This window comes from Pseudomonas sp. RIT623, from assembly GCF_004519305.1.
Taxonomy (GTDB): domain Bacteria; phylum Pseudomonadota; class Gammaproteobacteria; order Pseudomonadales; family Pseudomonadaceae; genus Aquipseudomonas.
The window spans coordinates 61884-83050 of the sequence record NZ_SOZA01000009.1; the positions used below are offsets into that span (position 1 = coordinate 61884).

A 21167-nucleotide genomic window follows, 5' to 3' on the forward strand; every position below is an offset into this window, starting at 1 on the left:
GCATTATATCGGTCCTGCAGTCTCGGTGCAGTGGGTTTATGCGATAGCGACCGCCAATCGGGCGGTTTGTCGGACTAAAGCGAGTGAAACGACATGACCGCGATGCTAAAGCCAGCGTTTCGCTACTGGCAAGCCAATTACCGCCCAGGCGGTAGGAAAATGGAATAGATAGTGAATTAAATACCTTTCATGAACGATTGGATCCCGTTCCAGGTGTTATCGGGATACCGCATCAACACCCAGACACCCCCTTAGTTTGTAGGCCCATTCCTTGACAAGACAGCGCGCCATGAGCCTCGACACCCTCAAGGTCATTCGACCTGCACAAGCCACCACAGACACCTTTGCGCTGCCCTACGAAGATCACCTTGTTGCGGTGGAACGCGCCGCGGATCAACTACTGATCACCGCGCTGCCAGGAGTCAGCGAAATGCTGGTCGATACGCGACCGCTGGCGCTCAGGGTACAGATCGCCACCACCTGCTACGAGCTGGTGCTACCCGCCCCGCATACCGCGATACTAAGAACCGGAAATGGTCCTGACAGCGTGCATCTGAAGGCCGACCCAAGCACCAGGATCATTGTCGAAACCGCCGCGGGCAACGACAAGATTCTCCTGGAAGGCAAGGAGCAAGCCCCGGACGACTCATCGCAACGCCCTGGGGGCCGAGTGATAGTGGCGACCGGCAGCGGCGACGACCACATCATTGTCACTGGCCTGCAGCGGGTGCAGGTTCATGCTGGCGAGGGCAACGATCTGATCTACAGCAGCGCCGCGCACACCTGGGTCAACACCGGTGAAGGCGATGACACGGTGATCGCGGGGACGGACCAGCTGACGCTTGCGCGTGCCGGCACACAGACCTTGCCCACGCACTATGCGCACAGCTTCAAGATCGAAGGCGACGCACGCTACATCGAGCAGATGACGCGACTCCTGCAGCGCCTGCACGCAAGCCCAACCGCCTCACGATTGCTCCAGGACCTGGCCGCCCGGAGGGTCACCGTCACCTTGCGCTACACGTCAGTCACGGACAATGCCTTCGCGGGCTTCGACAGGCGGCTCGGCGACCCCAGGATCAAGGCCAACGGTCAACGAGGCGATCGCATTCTGCACAGCGAGATCCTGTTCAACCCGCACATGCAGGTTCCAGGCGCCCCCCCGCTGATCGCGCTCTATCACGAACTTTGCCATATCTGGAACTACGCCACCGGCAGCGTCGCGGGCCAAGGCGAGCTGCAAGCCGTTGGGCTGGCGACCGGCGAAGCGCCATTTGATTTCGATGACGACCCCTCGACCGCGGATACCGCGAGCAATCCGGCACCGTTCAACGAGAACGCGTTACGTGCAGAAATGGGCCTGCCACCTCGCCTGGCCTATCGCTGAGCAGTCAGGCCAGCGCGCTGTCCTCGGCCGGCACTATCAGGATGCCGGCCCGCAGCCCGTTCTTCACCTTAGGGTTGGGGAAAATGATGCGCGCGCCCTCCTCCTCCACCACCCAGCGCGTCTCGGCGAGGTCCTCGGCCAGCAGGTAGCCCTTGCTCAGCTCGGAGAAATTCTCGATGTCCGCTGGCAGGTGCAGGTGGAAGCTGTCGCTGTGCTTGATGATTTCGCGAGCGACGCTGAACAGCTTGAGGCCGTCCAGGCTCTGTTCGGTCTGGGGCTCGGTGTTTTCGATGAGGTGGATCAGGCGCGTTTCGAGCTTGTCGAGATTGACTTGCTCGTTCTGCCCGAAGGGGCGGGCCTTGCCCAGTTCCAGGGTGAAGGCTTCGGCATCGAGTTGCTCATAGGTGAACGCGCTGAAGGTGATCGACGACTTGCTCTGCAGCAGCACCGCCTCCATGCCGGCCGCCGCCAGGCGGGCCAGCTCGCGACGGGAGTGCTTGCGCCCTTCCTTGTAGGGATACAGCGCGAACTGCTCGATCTTCGACCCGCGAATGGCGGTATGCAGGTCGTAATGCAGGCGGGCGCGCTCGGGCTTGCTGAAGAACACCCGGGCAAACTGCTCCAGCTCCGCGGCCCGCAATGCCTCGAAACCACTGGAAAGTTCATGCCGGCCATTGAACAGGCGGTTGATGTCCTGCTCGATGAAACGCTCACCCTTGCGGATCGCCGGCGGATTGCCAAACAGGAACAACACTCGTGCGCGCGGCTTGATGGAGCCATCGGCCACGCCATGCAGGAGTTTTTCCAGCAACTCGATCGGCGCCGTCTCATTGCCGTGGATACCTGCCGACAGCAATAGGTCAAGGCCGCTGTCCTCGGCCTCGGGCGGACGCACTTCCAAGGCGCCCTCCCCCAGCCAGCGCAAACGCACGCCCCAGGGCGTCACTTGGGTCTTCTCGGCCGGTTCGTGATCGGTCAGGGTCAGCTCAAGCAGTTTGCCAAGGGCGAGCATGGGCGCTTCCTTAGTGGTGGTGGCCGCAGTCCGGGCCGTGGACGTGGTCGTCGTCACCGGCATCGGCCGGTTCCATTTCCAGTTGCAGGCTGACCAGGTTGGTGGCCATCGGGCGCAGCAGCAGGTTGGCGTACTCGGTGTCGTCTTCCTCGACATCGACGCCGATCAGCAGCTGGCCGCGGCCATCCTGCTGGATCCACACCTCCTTGCCTTGCCAGACCACGGCAAAACGGGTGCACGAGGTTTCCAGCTGGGTGCCGTCTTCATCTTCCAGGATCAGGCGCAGGGCGTCGGACATTGCAATTTCTCTCTTCAAGGTTGGCATTGGAACGGATAGACCGAACCCAGCTTGAGGATCTGGGTCAGTTCATCCAGTGCCGTGCGGCATTCCACCAGCAACTGCGGGTCGGCCAGGTCCGCCTCGCCGAGGCGATCGCGGTAGTGCTTGTCGACCCATTGCACCAGGGTGTCGTACAGCGGGGCGGTCATGATAACGCCTTGGTTGACCGCCGCCAGTTCGTTTTCCTTCAACGCCACGCGCAGGCGCAGACAAGCCGGGCCGCCGCCGTTCTGCATGCTCTGCTTGAGGTCGAACACCTTGACCTCCTTGATCGGGCCGCCCTGGCTGGTCAGCTGGCCCAGATACGCCCAGACGCGCTCGTTATTGCGGCACTCCTCCGGCACTACCAGCAGCATCGAGCCGTCCTCGCGGCTGAGCAGCTGGCTGTTGAACAGGTAGGAACGCACCGCGTCCTCCACCGTCACCGCCAAACGCGGCACGCAGATGGCCTGGAAGTTGCCACCTTTGCTGGCCAGTTTAGCCTGCAGCTGGCCAAGCACCGCGTCGGTGTCGAGGAAGGCATCCTCGTGGTAGAACAGCACCTCACCGTTGCCCACCGCGATCACATCGTTGTGAAACACACCCTGATCGATCACTGCCGGGTTCTGTTGAGCGTAGACCACGCCATCGTCGCGCAGGCCGTGCAACCGGGCCACCGCCTGCGAGGCCTCCAGGGTCTGGCGCGCCGGGTACTTCTGCGGCGCGGGGTAGCGGCTGTCGAAGGCACTGCGGCCATAGACGAAGAACTCGACGCCGGCATCGCCGTAGGCACGACAGAAGCGGGTATGGTTGGCCGCGCCCTCGTCACCGAACTGGGCAACCGCCGGCAGTGCCTGGTGATGGGCGAACACCTTGTCGTCATTGAACATGGCGCCCAGCACGCGACTGGTGGTTGGGTGCTCGATGCTGCGGTGGTACTTGCAGTTGAGGTTGGCGGCGGTGAAGTGCACGCGGCCGTCGGCGGTGTCGGCGCTGGGGCTGACGGTGGCGGCGTTGGCCACCCACATGCTCGAGGCCGAGCAACTGGCCACCAGCAGCGGCATGGCCTCCTTCGCGGCGCGCTGGATCACTTCGGCGTCGCTGCCGGTGAAGCCCAGGCGACGCAGCGCTGCCACGTCCGGGCGCTCCTGTGGCGCCAGCACGCCCTGCTGGAAGCCCATCTCCATCAGCGCCCTCATCTTCGCCAGGCCCTGGCGCGCCGCCTCGCGTGGGTTGGAACCTTGCTGGCTATTGCTCTGCGAGGCCACGTTGCCGTAGGACAGGCCGCCGTAGTTGTGGGTCGGCCCCACCAGGCCATCAAAATTCACTTCATAGGATTTCATCGGCTAGGCTCCGAGACCTGTTGTTATAGGGTGACGCCCGGCGTCAGGGTCGCCGGTAGTGCAAGGCTCGCGGTCTCCAACGAAGCCACGGGGTAGGCGCAGTAGTCCGCCGCGTAGTAGGCGCTGGCGCGGTGGTTGCCGCTGGCGCCGACGCCACCGAACGGCGCGCTGCTGGCGGCGCCGGTCAACTGCTTGTTCCAGTTGACGATGCCAGCGCGGCTGCGCAACCAGAAGTGCTGGTAACGGGCGTTTGAGTCCGACAACAGGCCGGCGGCCAGGCCGTACTGAGTGTTGTTGGCTTCATCGATCGCCGCGTCGAAATCGGCGTAGCGAATCACCTGCAGCAGCGGTCCGAAGAATTCTTCGTCCGGGCGCTCGGCCACCGCGCTGACATCGATGATGCCGGGCGTGAGCAAGGCGGCATTGGCCTGGGGCTGGGTCATTGGCAACAGCGCCACGGCGCCCTTGCCGAGCAGTTCGGCCTGGGCCGCCAGCAGCGCGCGCGCGGCTTGCAGCGAGATCACCGAGCCCATGAACGGCGCCGGCTGCTGGTCGAAGGCACCGACGCTGATACCACGACTCACCTCCACCAGGCGCGCGAGCAACTGGTCGCCCCAGGCGCCCTGGGGCACCAGTAGGCGGCGCGCGCACGTGCAGCGCTGGCCGGCCGAGATGAAAGCCGACTGGATGATGGTGTAGACCGCCGCGTCGAGGTCCTTGACCTCATCGACCACTAGCGGGTTGTTGCCGCCCATCTCCAGCGCCAGGATCTTGTCCGGGCGACCGGCGAACTGTTGGTGCAGCAAGTTGCCGGTGCGGCTGGAGCCGGTGAAGAACAGGCCATCGATACCTGGGTTGGCGGCTAGCGCCACGCCGGTTTCCCGAGCGCCCTGGACCAGGTTGAGCACGCCCGCCGGCAAACCGGCCTCGACCCAGCACTGCACGGTCAGCTCGGCGACCTTCGGGGTCAGCTCGCTGGGTTTGAACACCACGCAGTTGCCGGCCAGCAGCGCCGGAACGATATGGCCGTTGGGCAGGTGGCCTGGGAAGTTGTATGGGCCGAACACGGCGACCACGCCGTGGGGCTTGTGCCGCAGCACGGCAGTGGCGTCGGCCAGCGGGCCGCTCTTCTCGCCGGTACGCTCGCGGTAGCTCTGCACCGAGATGGCGACCTTGTTGACCATGCTGGTCACTTCGGTGGCCGATTCCCACAGCGGCTTGCCGGTTTCCTCGCCAATGCAGCGCGACAACGCCTCGGCATTGGCCTTGAGTTTCTCGGCGAAGGCCTCCAGCACGCCAATACGCGCATCCAGGCTCAGCGATGCCCAGCCGGGGAACGCCTGACGGGCAGCCTGCACGGCATTATCTACCTGCGCGGCATCGGCGCCCTGCCCTTGCCAGATCACCGCCTGGGTGACGGGGTTGAGCGACTGCAGGGCTTCGCCCTGGCCAGCCAGCCATTGGCCGGCGATGTAATGCGTGGTCATTTACTGGGCCTCCCGGCTGGCGGACAGTGGCACCGCGCGCACATTGTCGCCCGCGCCCAGGCGCAGGCGCTTGGCGGTCTGCGGATCGACCACCAGGGTGCCGGCGGCGAGGCGCGCCGGCGCGGCGGTGATGCGGCAATCTTCGCGCTTGCGGTTGTGGATGATATAGGGTGTGGCGTCGTCGCCCGGGGTGCCGACGGCCAGCACCAGGGTCTCGCTGTCACGCACGGCGCGGATCTTCGAGGTCTCGCACTCGATGGCCGGGCCCGCATCGAAGATGTCGACGAAGCCCTGGTAGTTGAAACCTTCGCGCTTAAGCATGGCCAGCGCAGGCTCGGTGTCGGTATGCACGCGGCCGATGACATTGCGCGCGGCCTCCGAAAGGAAGCAGGTGTACAGCGGGAACTTGGGCATCAGTTCGGCGATGAACGACTTGTTGCCCACCCCGGTGAGGTAATCGGCCTGACTGAACTCCATCTTGAAGAAGTGCCGGCCCAGGCTCTCCCAGAACGGCGAACGCCCCTGCTCGTCGGACATGCCGCGCATCTCGGCGATGATCTTGTGGCCGAACAGCTCGGGGAATTCGGCGATGAAAAGCATCCGCGCCTTGGACAGCAGGCGACCGTTGAGGCCGCTGCGATGGTCGCCACGCAGGAACAGCGAGCACAGCTCGGAGTTGCCGGTCAGGTCGTTGGCCAGGAACAGGGTCGGAATCTCGCGGTAGATCTTCAGCTCCTGCGAAGCGCTGACGGTCAGGCCGACCCGGTAGTTGTACCAGGGCTCGCGCAGGCCGACGGCACCGGCGATGGCGCTGATGCCGACCACCAACCCTTCGTCGTTCTCCAGCACGAACAAGTAGTCGGTATCACCCCGCTCGGCCTCGCCACGGAAGCTTTTCTCGGCCCAGCCAACGCGCTGGCCGAGGCGCTCCTCGTTGGCCGGGAGCGTGGTCAGCCCAGTGGTGCCGGTGCTGCGAGCCAATTCGATCAGCGCGGGTAAATCGCTGCTGCGTACAGGACGAACGATCATGCTATCTCCTTGTGCGGCGGCCAGCGCCTGCCGCGAAACTCTCTGTTGCGGCCAATCAGACCGCGACCAGGCGCACGCTGGCGCCTTCGCCGACACCCAGGGCCTCGACGGCCTCGCTGCTCAGGCTGACCGGTTTGCCCGGCACCCAGTCCAGCTCCAGCAACACCGCGCGGTAGTCCTGCAATTGGCCGTTGCACACCAGGTACGGTCGACCGCCCTTGACCGGGGCGTCGTCGAGCTTGACCGGCACCACGCGGCTCTGGGCGATCGAGCGGATGCCCGAGGTGCGTGCGTGCAGGGTCGGGCCACCGTCGAAGATGTCGATGTAGTGCTCGGTCTCGAAGCCTTCGCGCATGAGGATATCGAAGGTGATCTGCGCCCGCGGGTGCACCTGGCCCATGGCCTCTTGCGCGGCGTCGTCCAGCAGCGGCACGTAGATCGGATAGTGCGGCATCAGCTCGGCGAGGAAAGTGCGGCTCTTCAAGCCGCACAGGCGCTCGGCGTCGGCATAGTTGAGGTCGAAGAAGTTGCGCCCGATGGCATCCCAGAACGGCGATTCGCCCTGCTCGTCGCTGAAACCGACGATTTCGGTGACCACCGAATCGGCGAAACGCTCGGGGTGCGCAGCCATGAACAGCAGGCGACCGCGCGAGTTGAGCTCGGCGAAGGCGCTGTTCACCAACTCCGGCAACACGTAGAAGCTGGTCAGCAGGCTATTGCCGGTAAGGTCGTGACACAGCGACAGGACGTGGATCTTGTTGTGGATCTTCAGCTCGCGCGAGGCGTGTACGAAGGTCTCGTTACGAAAGCTGTAGAACGGCTCGGAATAACCGGCCGAGGCGACGATGGCCGAGCAGCCGACCAGCTTGCCGGTGGCGCTGTCCTCGAGCACGAAGAAATAGCTCTCCTCGCCGTTGAAGCTCACTTCGGCGGCGAACGAGGTTTCCGAGGCGGCGATCTTGTCGCCCAGGCGAGCGGTGTCATCCGGCAACGAGGTGACACCAATGGGGCTGTCGGCAGCCATGCGCTGCACTTCGTTCAGATCCGCCATTTGCGCGGGGCGCATCACCAGCATGGTGTCACTCCTTTCGGGAAAGCGCGCCGATCACATCGGCACGGAAAAACGACGGGCACGCGCCACTACCTGCAAGCAGGCCCGCACTGGAATTCAGGGATCGCCGACCCAGGCCAAAACCCGGGCCGACGAAGGGTGGATCAGCCTTGCGTCAGCTTGCGCACGGCGCGTTCGAAGCGTGCCAGGCCTTCGTCGATGTCGACGTCCTCGACCACCAGGCTCGGGGCGAAGCGCACTACGTCGGGACCGGCCTGCAGGACCATCACGCCTTCCTTCTCGGCGGCATTGAGGATGTCCTTGGCCTTGCCCTTCCAGGCGTCACTGAGCACGCAACCGATCAGCAGGCCGACACCGCGCACCAGGGTGAACAGGCCGGGTTCCTGGCCGATCTTCTCCAGGCGGGTCTTGAAGCGCTCATGTTTGGCCTTGATGCCCGCCAGGGTTTCCGGGGTGTTGACCACATCGAGCACGGCGCAGGCGACGGCACAGGCCAGCGGGTTGCCGCCGTAAGTGGTGCCGTGGGTGCCGACGGCCAAGTGCTTGGCCAGGTCGCTGGTGGTCAGCATCGCGCCAATCGGGAAGCCGCCGCCCAGGCTCTTGGCGCTGGTCAGGATGTCCGGGGTGACGCCGTAGTGCTGATAGGCATACAGCGAGCCGGTACGGCCAACGCCGGTCTGCACTTCGTCGAAGATCAGCAGGGCATTGTGCTCGTCACACAGCTTGCGCGCGCCTTCCAGGTAGGCCTTGTCGGCCGGGACCACACCGCTCTCGCCCTGAATCGGCTCGATGACCACGGCGCAGGTCTTGTCGCTGATCTGCGCTTTCAGCGCTTCCAGGTCGTTGTACGGCACGTGGCTGATGCCGGTGATCTTCGGCCCGAAACCGTCGGAGTACTTGGGCTGGCCACCGACGCTGACGGTGAACAGGGTCCGGCCGTGGAAGCTGTTGACGGTGGCGATGATCTCGTGTTTTTCGGGACCGAAACGGTCATGGGCGACACGCCGGGCCAGCTTGAAGGCGGCCTCGTTGGCTTCGGCGCCGGAGTTGCAGAAGAACGCGCGTTCGGCAAAGGTGGCGTCCACCAGCTTGTGCGCCAGGCGCAGGGCCGGCTCGTTGGTGAACACGTTGGAGACATGCCAGAGGGTATTGGCCTGCTCGGTCAGCGCCTTGACCAGCGCCGGATGGCAGTGGCCCAGGGCGTTGACCGCGATGCCGCCGGCGAAGTCGATCAGCTCGCGGCCGGTCTGGTCCCACACTCGGGAGCCCTCGCCTCGCACAGGAATGAAGGCCGCCGGGGAGTAGTTGGGAACCATGACCTGGTCGAAATCGGCACGTTGCACCGGGGCTTGCTCAACGGACATCTGAGTCTCCTGAAGAGGAACGCTGGCCTGGAAGTGGCGAGCGATGGAGGGATTGTAAGGACTGATCGGCGCCTGTCCTTGCTGCCAGGCGACAACTTGTTACAGCGCCAAACCCTGTTTTTGCAAGGTTTTCGGCAATGCGACAAACACTGTCGCAATCGCGCAGTGTAACGGGAGGATGGGGTGGCGGGGAGAGGCCAGACGAGAATTGGGTGAACGGGTGTTCACATGTACAAACCCCATCGCAGGGCAAGCCCGCTCCCACAAACAACGCAACCCGTGGGAGCGGGCGTAGGCCCGCGATAACGCCTGCGCAGTAAAGGAAGTTGTCAGCCGCGCTCGGCCGGCGCCGAACTCAGTTCGAACGGGCTGCTGCTGCGGCGCTGGTTGCGATCCTCTCGCGGCGTGGCACCAAAGAAATTACGGTACGCGCTGGAGAAATGCGGCCCGGAGGAAAACCCGCAGGACAAGCCGATCTGGATGATCGACTTGCTGGTCTGCATCAGCATCTGCCGCGCCTTGTTCAGCCGCAGCTCCAGGTAATACTGGCTGGGCACGCGATTGAGGTACTGCTTGAAGATCCGCTCCAGCTGGCGCCGCGACACGCATACATGCTGGGCGATCTCATCAGTGGTCAGCGGCTCTTCGATATTGGCCTCCATCAGCAGCACCGCCTGGGTCAGCTTCGGATGGCTGGAACCCAAGCGGTTCTGCAGCGGAATGCGCTGGCGCTCGCCCCCCTCGCGAATACGCTCGACCACCAGTTCCTCCGACACCGCGCCGGCCAACTCGGCACCGTGGTCGCGGGCCAGCACCGCCAACAGCAGGTCGGTCACAGCCATGCCGCCGCAAGCAGTCAAACGATCACGATCCCAGTCGAACAGGTGGCTGGTGGCGATCACCTTGGGAAAGCGCTCGGCGAAGTCATCCTGCCAGCGCCAGTGCACCGCGGCGCGGTAGCCATCGAGCAGGCCCAGCGCCGCCAATGGGTACACCCCGGCGGACAGCCCGCCGATCATGCAACCCCCGCGCGCCAGCTGCTTGAGCGCGGTCGACAGTGCCGAACCGACGGCCGACGGCGGCTCATCGGCCAACAGGAACAGCTTGTGACAGCCCTCGAGGCGACCGTTCCACGCCTCGCCCGGCAAACGCCAGGCACCCTCCTGCGCAGCCTCGGCCTGCAAATAGGCGAGTTCGTAGACCACATCCGGATGCACCCGCTGGGCCACCAGCAACACCTCTTCCGCCAGCGCCAGGGTCAGCGGCTTGGTGCCGGGCCAGATGAGAAATCCGATTCGCTGGGTGGTCATAGGGCGTGGTCCAAAACCTGGAAAGGAAGGTTCGCGCTCGTCGCGCCGGGGCATGCAACGTGCGTTGCGCAGCATGCCCCATCATGGTGCAAAAGTGCAGCCTTTACTTGAGGCTGCCAGACAGGAACTGCTTGAGGCGCTCGGACTGCGGGTTGACCAACACCTCGCGCGGGCAGCCGCGCTCTTCGACCAGGCCCTTGTGCAGGAATACCAGCTGGTTGGAGACCTCGCGGGCGAAGCCCATCTCGTGGGTGACCACGACCATGGTGCGGCCTTCCTGGGCCAGCGACTGCATGACCTTGAGCACATCGCCCACCAGTTCCGGGTCGAGCGCCGAGGTCGGCTCGTCGAACAGCATCACTTCAGGCTCCATGGCCAGGGCACGGGCGATGGCCACGCGCTGTTGCTCACCGCCGGACATGTGCCCGGGGAAGGCATCCTTGCGATGGGCGACACCCACCTTGGCCAGGTAGTGCTCGGCCTTTTCCAGCGCTTCTTTCTTGTTCACGCCCAGCACATGCACCGGCGCCTCGATGACGTTTTCCAGCGCGGTCATGTGCGACCACAGGTTGAAATGCTGGAACACCATCGACAGGCGCGAGCGCATGCGTTGCAACTGCTTGGGGTCGGCGGCCTTGAGCGCGCCGTCCTTGCCGGCGACCAGCTTGAGCTCTTCGTTGTTGAGCAGGATCTTGCCCGCGTGCGGCTGCTCGAGCAGGTTGATGCAACGCAGGAAGGTGGATTTGCCCGAGCCGCTGGAGCCGATGATGCTGATCACGTCGCCCGCCTTGGCTTCGAGGGAGACGCCCTTGAGCACCTCGTGGCTGCCATAGCGCTTGTGCAGGTCTTGGATTTGCAGTTTGTACATGCTGTCGGTTCTCACAGAGCGGTCAGTGCTTGCGCGGCGCCAGGTAGCCGAGCCAACGGCGTTCGGCCAGCTTGAACAGGCGCACGAGGATGAAGGTCAGGCACAGGTAGAACACGCCCGCCGTGATATAGGCCTCGAAAGGCAGGTAGTACTGGGCGTTGACCGTGCGCGCGGCACCAGTGATGTCGATCAGGGTGACGATCGACGCCAGGCTGGTGGTCTGCAGCATCATGATCACCTCGTTGCTGTACTGCGGCAGCGCCCGGCGCAGCGCAGAGGGCAGCAGGATGCGGCGGTACATTTTCATGCGCGACATGCCGATGGCCTTGGCCGCCTCGATCTCGCCATGGGGCGTGGCCTTGAGGCTGCCGGCGATGATCTCGGCGGTGTAGGCGCTGGTGTTGACGGCGAAGGCCAGGCAGGCACAGAAGGTCGCGCTGGACAGCCACGGCCACAGGAAGCTCTCGCGCACCGCCTCGAACTGGGCCAGGCCGTAGTAGATCAGGAACAGCTGCACCAGCATCGGCGTGCCGCGAATCACATAGGTGTACAGCCAGGCGCTCATGTTCACCAGCGGCTGCTTGGACACCCGCATCAGGCCCAGCGGGATGGCCGCCAGCAGACCGAAGAACAGCGACAGCGCCAGCAGCTTGAGGGTGGTCAGCAGCCCGCCGATGTACAGCGGCAGCGCCTCCCAGATGACGTTGTAGTCGAAGATCATAGTTCAGCCGCCTTGACGCCCACCGAGTAGCGCTTCTCGAGATACTTCAACGCCAGCAGCGAGACACTGGTCAACACCAGGTACAACGCCGCCACCGCCAGGAAGAAGGTGAAGGGTTCGCGGGTGGCGTCGGCCGCCTGCTTGGCCTTGAACATCATGTCCTGCAGGCCGACCACCGAAATCAGCGCGGTCGCCTTGGTCAGTACCAGCCAGTTGTTGGTGAAGCCCGGGATCGCCAGGCGGATCATCTGCGGCACCATGATCCGGAAGAATACCTGCACGCCGCTCATGCCATAGGCGGCACCGGCCTCCGCCTGCCCCTTGGGAATACCCAGGAACGCGCCGCGGAAGGTTTCCGACAGGTACGCGCCGAAGATGAAGCCCAGGGTACCGATGCCGGCCACCAGCGGGTTCAGGTCTATGTAATCGTCATAGCCGAGCAGCGGCGCCACCCGGTTGATGATGTCCTGGCCGCCATAGAAGATCAGCAGGATCAGGACCAGGTCAGGGATGCCACGGATCACCGTGGAGTACAGGTCCCCCAGCCAGGCCAACCAGCGCACCGGCGACAAACGCAGCGCCACGCCGATCAGGCCGAGGACGATGGCCAGGGCCATCGACGACAGGGCGAGCTGTAGCGTCAGCCACGCTCCGTCGAGGATGACTGCCCCATAGCCTTTCAACATGATTCGGATTCCTCAGGGCTTGGGAATGAAAAATGGTGCAAACCTCAGAGATTCTGCTGTTTGCACCATTGCACAGGTGAAACTCGATGGTTACTTCGAGTCTGGACCGTAGATGTCGAAGTTGAAGTACTTCTTCTCGATCTCTTTGTATTTGCCGTTGGCGCGGATCGCGTCGATGGCGGCGTTGATGCGCTCGGCGTTGGCGGTGTCGCCCTTGCGCACGGCGATACCGACGCCATCACCGAAGTACTTGGTGTCGGTGAAGGCCGGACCGACGAAGGCGAAGCCCTTGCCTGCATCGGTCTTCAGGAAGCCGTCCTCGAGCAGGGTGGCATCGGCCACGGTGCCGTCCAGGCGGCCGGCGGCGACATCCAGGTAGATTTCATTCTGGGTACCGTAGGGCACCACGGTGGCACCTTGCGGGGCCAGGACTTCCTTGGCGAAACGGTCGTGGATCGAACCGCGCTGCACGCCGATCTTCTTGCCCTTGAGCTCAGCCAGACTGTCGCTGACGGTGGTGCCTTCCTTCATCACCAGGCGCGCCGGGGTCAGGTAGTAGCGCTTGGTGAAGTCGACCGACTTCTTGCGATCGTCAGTGATCGACATGGACGACAGGATGGCGTCGATCTTGCGCACTTTCAGTGCCGGGATCAGGCCGTCGAACTCCTGCTCGACCCAGGTGCACTTGGCTTTCATCTGTTCGCACAGGGCGTTGCCGATGTCGTAGTCGAAGCCCGCGAGGCTGCCATCGGGCTGCTTGAAGGCGAAGGGTGGGTAGGCGGCCTCGATACCGATCTTCAACGGCTTCTCATCGGCCTGCGATACCAGGGAAAACACGGAAAGCGCCAGGGCGCCAAGCAGTGCGAGCTTCTTCATCAGGTAACTCCATCGGTACGGGGCAATACAAGGCAGTTGTAACGGCTGCCCGATATGCGAATGGGTACAACGCGAGCCGCGCAGGGTTCGACCAAGGTCGCAGACCACGAGCGAGTGAGTGGCATTTTAGCGACAGCCCGGTAGTCGATATTTCTTCAAAGCGACAACTAGTTACAGAAGCGCCTGGAACCGCGGCGGGCGATATTGACAGCTCCTGCGGATTATGCAAGAGCAAAAAAGAAATAACCCATACACATAGCAATAAGCGGGCCCATTATTCGCAAACCCTTGTATTCCGGCAAGCGCAGCGTGCCTGAATGCAAGAAATGCTGTCAGAAACGCGGCTTTTGCGCACATGAATGTTTCGCGATGCCCCGATTTTGTGCGAAATCGGTGACAACAAGGGTTACCGATGAATGTCGGAGTAACACCCCCGTCAGTAAAGCAAAAACCCCGCCGGCTGCCCGGCGGGGTTTCAGTTGGCGACCAGATCGCGGGGCAAGCCCCCACGCAGGCCGTGGGCGCGGCCTTGCTCCGCGACCGCGCTCAGGCCGACGCCAGGCTCATCGCCTTGTGGGTATCGATCAGGTGCTGCACCACACCAGGGTCGGCCAGGGTCGAGATATCGCCCAGGGCGTCGTACTCGCCAGTGGCGATCTTGCGCAGGATCCGGCGCATGATCTTGCCCGAGCGAGTCTTCGGCAAGCCCGGCGCCCACTGGATCACATCCGGCGAAGCGATCGGGCCGATCTCCTTGCGCACCCAGTTCTTCAGCTCCAGGCGCAGTTGCTCGCTGGGCTCCTCACCGGCATTGAGGGTGACGTAGACATAGATGCCCTGCCCCTTGATGTCGTGCGGCACGCCCACCACCGCGGCCTCGGCGACCTTGGCATGGGCGACCATCGCGCTCTCGATCTCGGCGGTCCCCATGCGGTGGCCGGAGACGTTGAGCACATCGTCCACCCGGCCGGTGATCCAGTAGTAGCCATCCTCGTCGCGACGGGCGCCGTCACCGGTGAAGTACATGCCACGGAAGGTCTTGAAATAGGTGTCGACGAAGCGGTCGTGGTCGCCGTACAGCGAACGCGACTGGCCCGGCCAGGAATCGAGAATCACCAGGTTGCCCTCGGCGGCGCCGTCGATCAGGTTGCCCAGGCTGTCCACCAGCGCCGGCACCACGCCGAAGAACGGACGGGTCGCCGAGCCCGGCTTGAGGCCGGTGGCGCCTGGCAGCGGGCTGATCAGGATGCCGCCGGTTTCGGTCTGCCACCAGGTGTCGACGATCGGGCAACGCTCCTTGCCGACGGTCTTGTAGTACCAGTTCCAGGCCTCGGGGTTGATCGGCTCGCCCACCGAACCCAGCAGGCGCAGGCTGGAGCCATCGGCACCGGCCACCGCTGCCTCGCCCTCGGCCATCATGGCGCGGATGGCGGTTGGCGCGGTGTAGAGAATATTGACCTTGTGCTTGTCGACGATCTTCGACACCCGGGTGATATCCGGGTAGTTCGGCACGCCTTCGAACAATAGTGTGGTGGCACCATTGGCCAGCGGACCGTAGACGATGTAGCTGTGGCCGGTGACCCAGCCCACGTCGGCGGTGCACCAGTACACCTCGCCCGGGCGGTAGTCGAACACGCGCTCGTGGGTCAGCGCCGCGTACACCAGGTAACCGCCGGTAGTGTGCAGCACGCCCTTCGGCTTGCCGGTGGAGCCGGAGGTATAAAGGATGAACAGCGCCTCCTCGGCGCCCATTTCCTTGGGCGCGCAGTGGCTGGAGGCAACCTTCATCAGGTCTTCGAACCAGATGTCGCGGTGCTGGTGCCAGGCGATGTCGCCACCGGTGCGCTTGCACACGATGATCTTCTGCACGCTGCTGGTTTCAGGGTTGGTCAGGGCCAGGTCGACATTGGCCTTGAGCGGGGTGCGCCGGCCACCACGCAGGCCTTCGTCGGCAGTGATCACCACCTTGGACTTGCAATCGATGATGCGCCCGGCCAGGGCCTCTGGCGAGAAGCCGCCGAACACCACCGAATGGATCGCGCCGATGCGCGCGCAGGCCAGCATGGCGACCACGGCCTCGGGGATCATCGGCATGTAGATGGTGACCACGTCGCCGCGGTGCACATCTTGGCCACGCAGGGCGTTGGCAAACTTGCAGACCTGCTCGTGGAGCTCGCGATAGGTGATGTTGCGGTGCTCGGAAGGGTCGTCGCCCTCCCAGATGATCGCCAACTGGTCGCCGCGCGTTTCGAGGTGGCGGTCCAGGCAGTTGTAGGAGACGTTCAGAGTGCCGTCGGCGAACCACTTGATATCGACATGGTGGTCGTCGAACGAGGTCTGCTTGACCTTGGTGAAAGGCTTGATCCAGTCCAGACGCTGGGCCTGCTCGCGCCAGAAGCCGTCCGGGTTGATCACCGATTGCTGGTACATGGCCTTGTAGGTGGCCTCGTCGGTCAGGGTACTGGCCGCAACCTCGGGACGAACGGGATACAGTGGAGCCGCACTCATCTGTGTTACCTCGGTGTAATAGTTGTTTTTGTATGGAACCGTTTGTAACTGTACCAGAGCGGCAAACACCATTCGACGTTGGTAGTAACGCGCTGCCCCGACCACTCGGTGCTTTTGCGCAACCGCTCTAGCCCATGGCACTCAGCCACTTCAGCCAGAAAAAACCGCGCAGTACCGAGGGATTGTTACAGATTCTGTCAAAAGACTTTATCAAAACCCGCTCTGTTTCAGCCCGGGCCAGCCTCCTAGAATTCACCTCGCCAGCAACGGCAACGCGATTAACTTGGTAACAACCCCCACGAAGGCAACGTTAATCCGTACTTCATCCTGATAGTTGAAACTTGCTGTACTCGCGGCGCCATCAGCGCCGCGTGCCCCCTCACGACCTTAGATAGGTAAATTGAAAATGAAAGCTTTACTGGTATTGGTACTTGGCAGTCTTTGCGGCGCGGCACTCGCCGGCGAGGCAAACAATGCCGAGCAGATTCCGGTTGAACAGTACAGTTATTCGCAGCACCTGGATATCGCCCGCGTTATTTCCATGAGCGAAGTTCCCAATGTCTGCGAAGTTGTACCGGCGCGCATGACCTATGAAGACTCCAAGGGCCAGAAGCACATTCTCGAATACCGTGTGATGGGCAACGGCTGCTCCAACGGCTAAGGCTACAGACTCAGCGCAAGGCAGGCCCGCTCCGCCCCTGATCGCGCCGCGCGCGACCCTGCAGGAGCGGCCTTGTGTCGCGAAAGGGCCGCAACGCGGCCCCGCGATACCTGTAACTATCGACATATTGGGGCCGCTACGCAGCCCTTTTCGACCGGTGCGACGCTTCGGCAAGGCCGCTCCTACAAGGGCAGGCGACACCTTTCCAATAGATTCACTCCGCCGACTTGCCCAGCGAATACTCACGCAACTTGTTGGCAATCGTCGTGTGCGAAACACCCAGACGCTTACCCAACGCGCGACTACTTGGAAATTCGCCCAGCAAACTTTCCAATACCGCCCGCTCGAAACGCCCGACAATCTGCGAAAGATCACCATCCAGTGAAAATTCGCCCAACGGCTGGCGCACGCCATAGTCCGGCAAACGAATATGTTCGCTCTTTACAACACCGCCTTCACATAACGACACCGCCTGGAACAATACGTTTTCCAGTTGCCGCACGTTGCCCGGCCAATGGTACTGGCTCAACTTGTCCATCGCCGAGGCCGCCAGGCGTGGCATCGGGCAACCGATCTGCCGGCTGGCCTGGTCAAGGAAGTGCTGCACCAGCCCTTCCAGGCCATCCATGCATTCGCGCAGTGGCGGAATATGCAGCGACAGCACATTGAGCCGGTGGTACAGGTCCTGGCGGAACTCGCCGCGCGCGCACAGCTCGGACAGGTCGACCTGGGTCGCGCAGATCACCCGCACATCCAGGTACACCTCTTCGTCGCTGCCAACACGGCGGAAGCAACCGTCCTGCAGGAAGCGCAGCAGCTTGACCTGCAAGCGCGGGCTCATCTCCCCCACCCCATCGAGGAACAACGTGCCGCCGGCAGTCAACTCCAGCAAGCCGAGCTTGCCCTCGGCCCGCGCACCTTCGAACGCCCCAGGCCCATAGCCAAACAGTTCAGTCTCGGCCATCGACTCGGGCAGGCCGGCGCAATTGAGCGCCATCAACGGCGCCTGGCCGCGCGGGCTGGCCAAGTGGCAGGCACGCGCCAGCAACTCCTTGCCAGTGCCGGTCTCGCCCTCGATCAGCAGCGGCGCATCCAGCGGCGCCATGCGCCGCGCCTCGCGCACCACCGCGGCCATCACCTTCGAACTCTGGAAGATGCTGTCGAAACCGCGCAACTCCTGCTTGCGCACGTTGTAGATCCGCTCGCCGATACGGTCGGCGCGGTGCAGGGTCAGTACCGCGCCGGCCAGGGCCTCGCTCTCGTCGTGCTCCGATTGCAACGGCGCGATATCAGCCAGGAACACATCGCCCTTGACCTTGATGCGCAGGCCGTTGATGCGCGATTTGTTGGCGCGCACCAGCTCCGGCAGGTCGAAGTCCTCGACATAGCGCGACAGCGGGATCCCCGGCACTTCGTCGACTCGCACCCCAAGCAACTGCGCCGCGCCACGGTTGCCGGCGACGATACTGCCGCCCATATCGATCGACAGCACCGGGAAATCCAGCGCCCCGAGCAACGCATTGAGCTCCATGTGCCGGCGCTCGCTGGGCATCAGCCCGACGCGCTTGACCCCGAACACCCCGGCGATTGACTCGAACTTGGGCCGCAGCGCCTGGAACTGCAGGTTGATCAGGTTCGGACAGTGCAGGTAGATAGCATTGCCGTGATCGCCGCCGACCTCGCCACGCAGCACGTTGATGCCGTACTCCACCAGCAGGTTGAGAATGTCGCGCAGGATGCCGATGCGGTTCTGGCAATGCACTTTGATACGCATGGAGATCTCTCGAAGCGGGCAGGTATTTGTTCGACCCGCGGAAAAGTCGTAAAGATAAGCTGACAAAATAGCCTTGAAAGCCAGCCGGGCGAGCGCCATTTTCCGGGATTAGCGCATTTTTGTAAAATTATCGTTACAAAAACCCTGCAAACGGATATCGATATAGTAGGAAAACACCCGTGCAAAGCGCCAAGGACGGGGTTATCACTAAGGGCACGCCCTGAACATAACAAGAATGTCCTCCCAGGAGAGCCACATGAAACAGACGCAATACGTGGCCCGTGAGCCCGATGCGCACGGCTTCATCGACTACCCGCAGCAAGAGCATGCGGTGTGGAACACCCTGATCACCCGCCAGCTGAAAGTCATCGAAGGCCGGGCCTGTCAGGAGTACCTGGACGGCATCGAGCAGCTCAAGTTGCCCCATGACCGCATTCCGCAACTGGGCGAGATCAACAAGGTGCTGGGCGCCACCACCGGCTGGCAAGTCGCCCGGGTGCCGGCGCTGATTCCCTTCCAGACCTTCTTCGAGTTGCTGGCCAGCAAGCGCTTCCCGGTCGCCACCTTCATCCGCACCCCGGAAGAACTGGATTACCTGCAAGAGCCGGACATATTCCACGAGATCTTCGGCCACTGCCCACTGCTGACCAACCCCTGGTTCGCTGAATTCACCCATACCTACGGCAAGCTCGGCCTGGCCGCGACCAAGGAACAGCGGGTGTACCTGGCGCGCCTGTACTGGATGACCATCGAGTTCGGCCTGATGGAAACCGCCCAAGGCCGCAAGATCTACGGCGGCGGCATCCTCTCCTCGCCCAAGGAGACCGTCTACAGTCTTTCCAGCGAGCCGGAGCACCAGGCCTTCGACCCGATCGAGGCCATGCGCACGCCGTACCGCATCGATATCCTGCAGCCGCTGTACTTCGTCCTGCCGAACATGAAGCGCCTGTTCGACCTGGCCCACGAAGACATCATGGCCATGGTCCACCAGGCCATGCAACTAGGCCTGCACGCCCCGAAGTTTCCACCCAAGGCGGCTGCCTGAGCCGCCCTGTCGATAACAACTCAAAGCGGAAAACACCCATGAATGCCTTGAACCAAGCCCACTGCGAAGCCTGCCGCGCCGATGCGCCGAAAGTCACCGACGAGGAACTGGCGGAACTGATCCGCGAGATCCCGGACTGGAACATCGAAGTCCGCGACGGCCACATGGAACTCGAGCGCGTGTTCCTGTTCAAGAACTTCAAGCACGCCCTGGCCTTCACCAACGCCATCGGCGAGATCGCCGAGGCCGAAGGCCACCACCCAGGCCTGTTGACCGAATGGGGCAAGGTCACCGTGACCTGGTGGAGCCACTCGATCAAGGGCCTGCACCGCAACGACTTCATCATGTGCGCGCGCACCGACGAGGTCGCCAAGACTGCTGAAGGGCGCAAGTGATGCACTTCGCCGCCATCGCTCGGGTCCCTGGCGACCCGATCCTGGGGCTGATGGAAGCCTACGCCCGCGACGGCAACCCGGCCAAGTTCGACCTGGGTGTCGGCGTGTTCAAGGACGCTGCGGGGCTGACGCCGATTCCGGCTGCGGTCAAGCAGGCCGAGCAGCGCCTGGTCGAGCGGCAGGCCACCAAGAGCTATGTCGGCGGCCATGGTGATGCAGCGTTCACGCGCCTGGTCAGCGAGCTGGTGCTGGGCAACGATTCCACGCTGCTCAAAAGCCAGCGCGCCGGCGCCACCCAGACCCCTGGCGGCACGGGCGCCCTGCGCCTGGCGGCGGAGTTTATCGCCCACTGCCTGCCGGGCCGCGGTATCTGGCTGAGCGACCCGACCTGGCCGATCCACGAGACGATCTTCGCCGGTGCCGGGCTCAAAGTCTCGCACTACCCCTACGTGGGCGCGGACAACCGCCTGAACGTCGACGCCATGCTCGCCGCACTGGAGCGGGTACCGCAAGGCGACGTGGTGTTGCTGCACGCCTGCTGCCACAACCCCACCGGCTTCGATCTGGGCCAGGACGACTGGCGCGCGGTGCTCGACATCGTCAAGCGGCGCAACTTGCTGCCATTGATCGACTTTGCCTACCAAGGCTTCGGAGACGGCCTGGAGGAGGACGCCTGGGCAGTGCGCCTGTTCGCCGCCGAACTGCCGGAGCTGCTGATCACCAGTTCCTGCTCGAAGAACTTCGGCCTGTACCGCGAGCGTACCGGCGCCCTGCTGGTGTGCAGCCACGACGCCGAGAAACTGCAGGATGTGCGCAGCCAGCTGGCGTTCATTGCGCGCAACCTGTGGTCGACGCCGCCAGACCATGGCGCGGCGGTGGTCGCCGAGATTCTCGGTGACCCGGCACTCAAGGCGTTGTGGATCGAGGAAGTGAACGCCATGCGCCAGCGCATCGCCGAGCTACGCGTCGGCCTGGTGAAAGCGCTGGAGCCCCATGGCCTGGCCGAGCGCTTCGCGCATATCGCCGCGCAACGCGGGATGTTCTCCTACACTGGCCTGAACCCCGAGCAGGTGCGCCTGCTGCGCGAGCGACACAGCGTGTACATGGTCGGTACTGGCCGGGCGAACATCGCCGGAGCGGACGCCAAGCGCCTGGAACAGCTGGCAGCGGCCATCGCCGACGTCTGCCGCTGAAATCTGGCCGACACAACGTGGGAGCGGGCTTGCCCCGAGGTAGCACTCTCGAGGGCTAGCCCGCTCCCACGCCCCTCCTGACACGCCCGCTGTCCGATAGCCGCCCGCAAAAACCGA

Annotated in this window: 19 protein-coding genes; 5 read left to right on the forward strand and 14 right to left on the reverse strand. The window is 63.5% G+C overall.

All coding sequences use genetic code 11. The features are described 5' to 3' along the window. Window positions 1–289: 289 nt before the first annotated feature. Window positions 290–1387, forward strand: a complete 1098-nt coding sequence (locus tag E3U47_RS09000; protein WP_134690885.1) for a M91 family zinc metallopeptidase — start codon at window positions 290–292, stop codon at window positions 1385–1387. Window positions 1388–1391: 4 nt separating this feature from the next. Here the strand turns inward: E3U47_RS09000 and astE are convergent, their stop codons facing one another. The 13 genes from astE to acs all read right to left on the reverse strand — a co-directional run bounded on the left by astE (window position 1392) and on the right by acs (window position 15982). After that, window positions 1392–2399 (reverse strand): succinylglutamate desuccinylase, encoded by a 1008-nt coding sequence (astE, locus tag E3U47_RS09005; protein ID WP_134690887.1) that lies wholly within the window; start codon window positions 2397–2399, stop codon window positions 1392–1394. Between the two features lie 10 nt (window positions 2400–2409). Continuing rightward, a complete protein-coding gene (locus E3U47_RS09010; RefSeq protein ID WP_134690889.1) occupies window positions 2410–2697 on the reverse strand; it encodes a topoisomerase II in 288 nt (95 codons plus the stop codon). A 14-nt stretch (window positions 2698–2711) separates the two neighbouring features. After that, window positions 2712–4061: an N-succinylarginine dihydrolase gene (gene astB / locus E3U47_RS09015; RefSeq protein ID WP_134690891.1), complete on the reverse strand. Its 1350-nt coding sequence runs from the start codon at window positions 4059–4061 to the stop codon at window positions 2712–2714. Window positions 4062–4084: 23 nt separating this feature from the next. Beyond that, window positions 4085–5548, reverse strand: a complete 1464-nt coding sequence (astD, locus tag E3U47_RS09020) for a succinylglutamate-semialdehyde dehydrogenase (RefSeq protein WP_134690893.1) — start codon at window positions 5546–5548, stop codon at window positions 4085–4087. Next, a complete protein-coding gene (gene astA / locus E3U47_RS09025; RefSeq protein WP_134690895.1) occupies window positions 5549–6577 on the reverse strand; it encodes an arginine N-succinyltransferase in 1029 nt (342 codons plus the stop codon). Window positions 6578–6632: 55 nt separating this feature from the next. Continuing rightward, complete coding sequence (gene aruF / locus E3U47_RS09030) at window positions 6633–7652, reverse strand: arginine/ornithine succinyltransferase subunit alpha (RefSeq protein WP_134690897.1); 1020 nt, start codon at window positions 7650–7652, stop codon at window positions 6633–6635. A 140-nt stretch (window positions 7653–7792) separates the two neighbouring features. After that, entirely contained in the window at window positions 7793–9013 is a 1221-nt protein-coding gene (locus E3U47_RS09035) for an aspartate aminotransferase family protein (RefSeq protein WP_134690907.1), read from the reverse strand. Window positions 9014–9342: 329 nt separating this feature from the next. Next, on the reverse strand, window positions 9343–10323 hold the full coding sequence (gene argR / locus E3U47_RS09045) for a transcriptional regulator ArgR (protein ID WP_167659459.1): 981 nt from the start codon (window positions 10321–10323) through the stop codon (window positions 9343–9345). 103 nt (window positions 10324–10426) lie between these two features. Further along, a complete protein-coding gene (locus E3U47_RS09050) occupies window positions 10427–11191 on the reverse strand; it encodes an ABC transporter ATP-binding protein (protein WP_011534967.1) in 765 nt (254 codons plus the stop codon). Between the two features lie 22 nt (window positions 11192–11213). Next, window positions 11214–11912, reverse strand: coding sequence for an ABC transporter permease (locus E3U47_RS09055; protein WP_134690911.1), 699 nt, complete (start codon window positions 11910–11912; stop codon window positions 11214–11216). Next, entirely contained in the window at window positions 11909–12598 is a 690-nt protein-coding gene (locus E3U47_RS09060; protein WP_028691070.1) for an ABC transporter permease, read from the reverse strand. Before E3U47_RS09060 ends, E3U47_RS09055 begins: the two co-directional genes overlap by 4 nt. A 90-nt stretch (window positions 12599–12688) precedes the next feature. After that, window positions 12689–13474 (reverse strand): ABC transporter substrate-binding protein, encoded by a 786-nt coding sequence (locus E3U47_RS09065; protein ID WP_023630943.1) that lies wholly within the window; start codon window positions 13472–13474, stop codon window positions 12689–12691. 546 nt (window positions 13475–14020) lie between these two features. Then, window positions 14021–15982 (reverse strand): acetate--CoA ligase, encoded by a 1962-nt coding sequence (acs, locus tag E3U47_RS09070; protein ID WP_134690913.1) that lies wholly within the window; start codon window positions 15980–15982, stop codon window positions 14021–14023. Between the two features lie 406 nt (window positions 15983–16388). Here acs and E3U47_RS09075 point away from each other — a divergent pair, with 406 nt between their 5' ends. Then, window positions 16389–16643: a DUF2790 domain-containing protein gene (locus tag E3U47_RS09075; RefSeq protein WP_134690915.1), complete on the forward strand. Its 255-nt coding sequence runs from the start codon at window positions 16389–16391 to the stop codon at window positions 16641–16643. Between the two features lie 214 nt (window positions 16644–16857). On the opposite strand, the gene E3U47_RS09080 is transcribed toward E3U47_RS09075, so the two are convergent. Continuing rightward, a complete protein-coding gene (locus E3U47_RS09080; RefSeq protein ID WP_134690917.1) occupies window positions 16858–18417 on the reverse strand; it encodes a sigma-54-dependent transcriptional regulator in 1560 nt (519 codons plus the stop codon). A gap of 256 nt (window positions 18418–18673) precedes the next feature. Here E3U47_RS09080 and phhA point away from each other — a divergent pair, with 256 nt between their 5' ends. The 3 genes from phhA to E3U47_RS09095 are packed head-to-tail and all read left to right on the forward strand — an operon-like array spanning window position 18674 to window position 21050. Next, on the forward strand, window positions 18674–19462 hold the full coding sequence (gene phhA / locus E3U47_RS09085; RefSeq protein WP_134690919.1) for a phenylalanine 4-monooxygenase: 789 nt from the start codon (window positions 18674–18676) through the stop codon (window positions 19460–19462). Window positions 19463–19500: 38 nt separating this feature from the next. Continuing rightward, window positions 19501–19857, forward strand: a complete 357-nt coding sequence (locus E3U47_RS09090; protein ID WP_028691075.1) for a 4a-hydroxytetrahydrobiopterin dehydratase — start codon at window positions 19501–19503, stop codon at window positions 19855–19857. Continuing rightward, window positions 19854–21050 (forward strand): amino acid aminotransferase, encoded by a 1197-nt coding sequence (locus tag E3U47_RS09095; protein ID WP_167659460.1) that lies wholly within the window; start codon window positions 19854–19856, stop codon window positions 21048–21050. The genes E3U47_RS09090 and E3U47_RS09095 overlap by 4 nt, the downstream gene beginning before the upstream one ends. Window positions 21051–21167 lie beyond the last annotated feature (117 nt).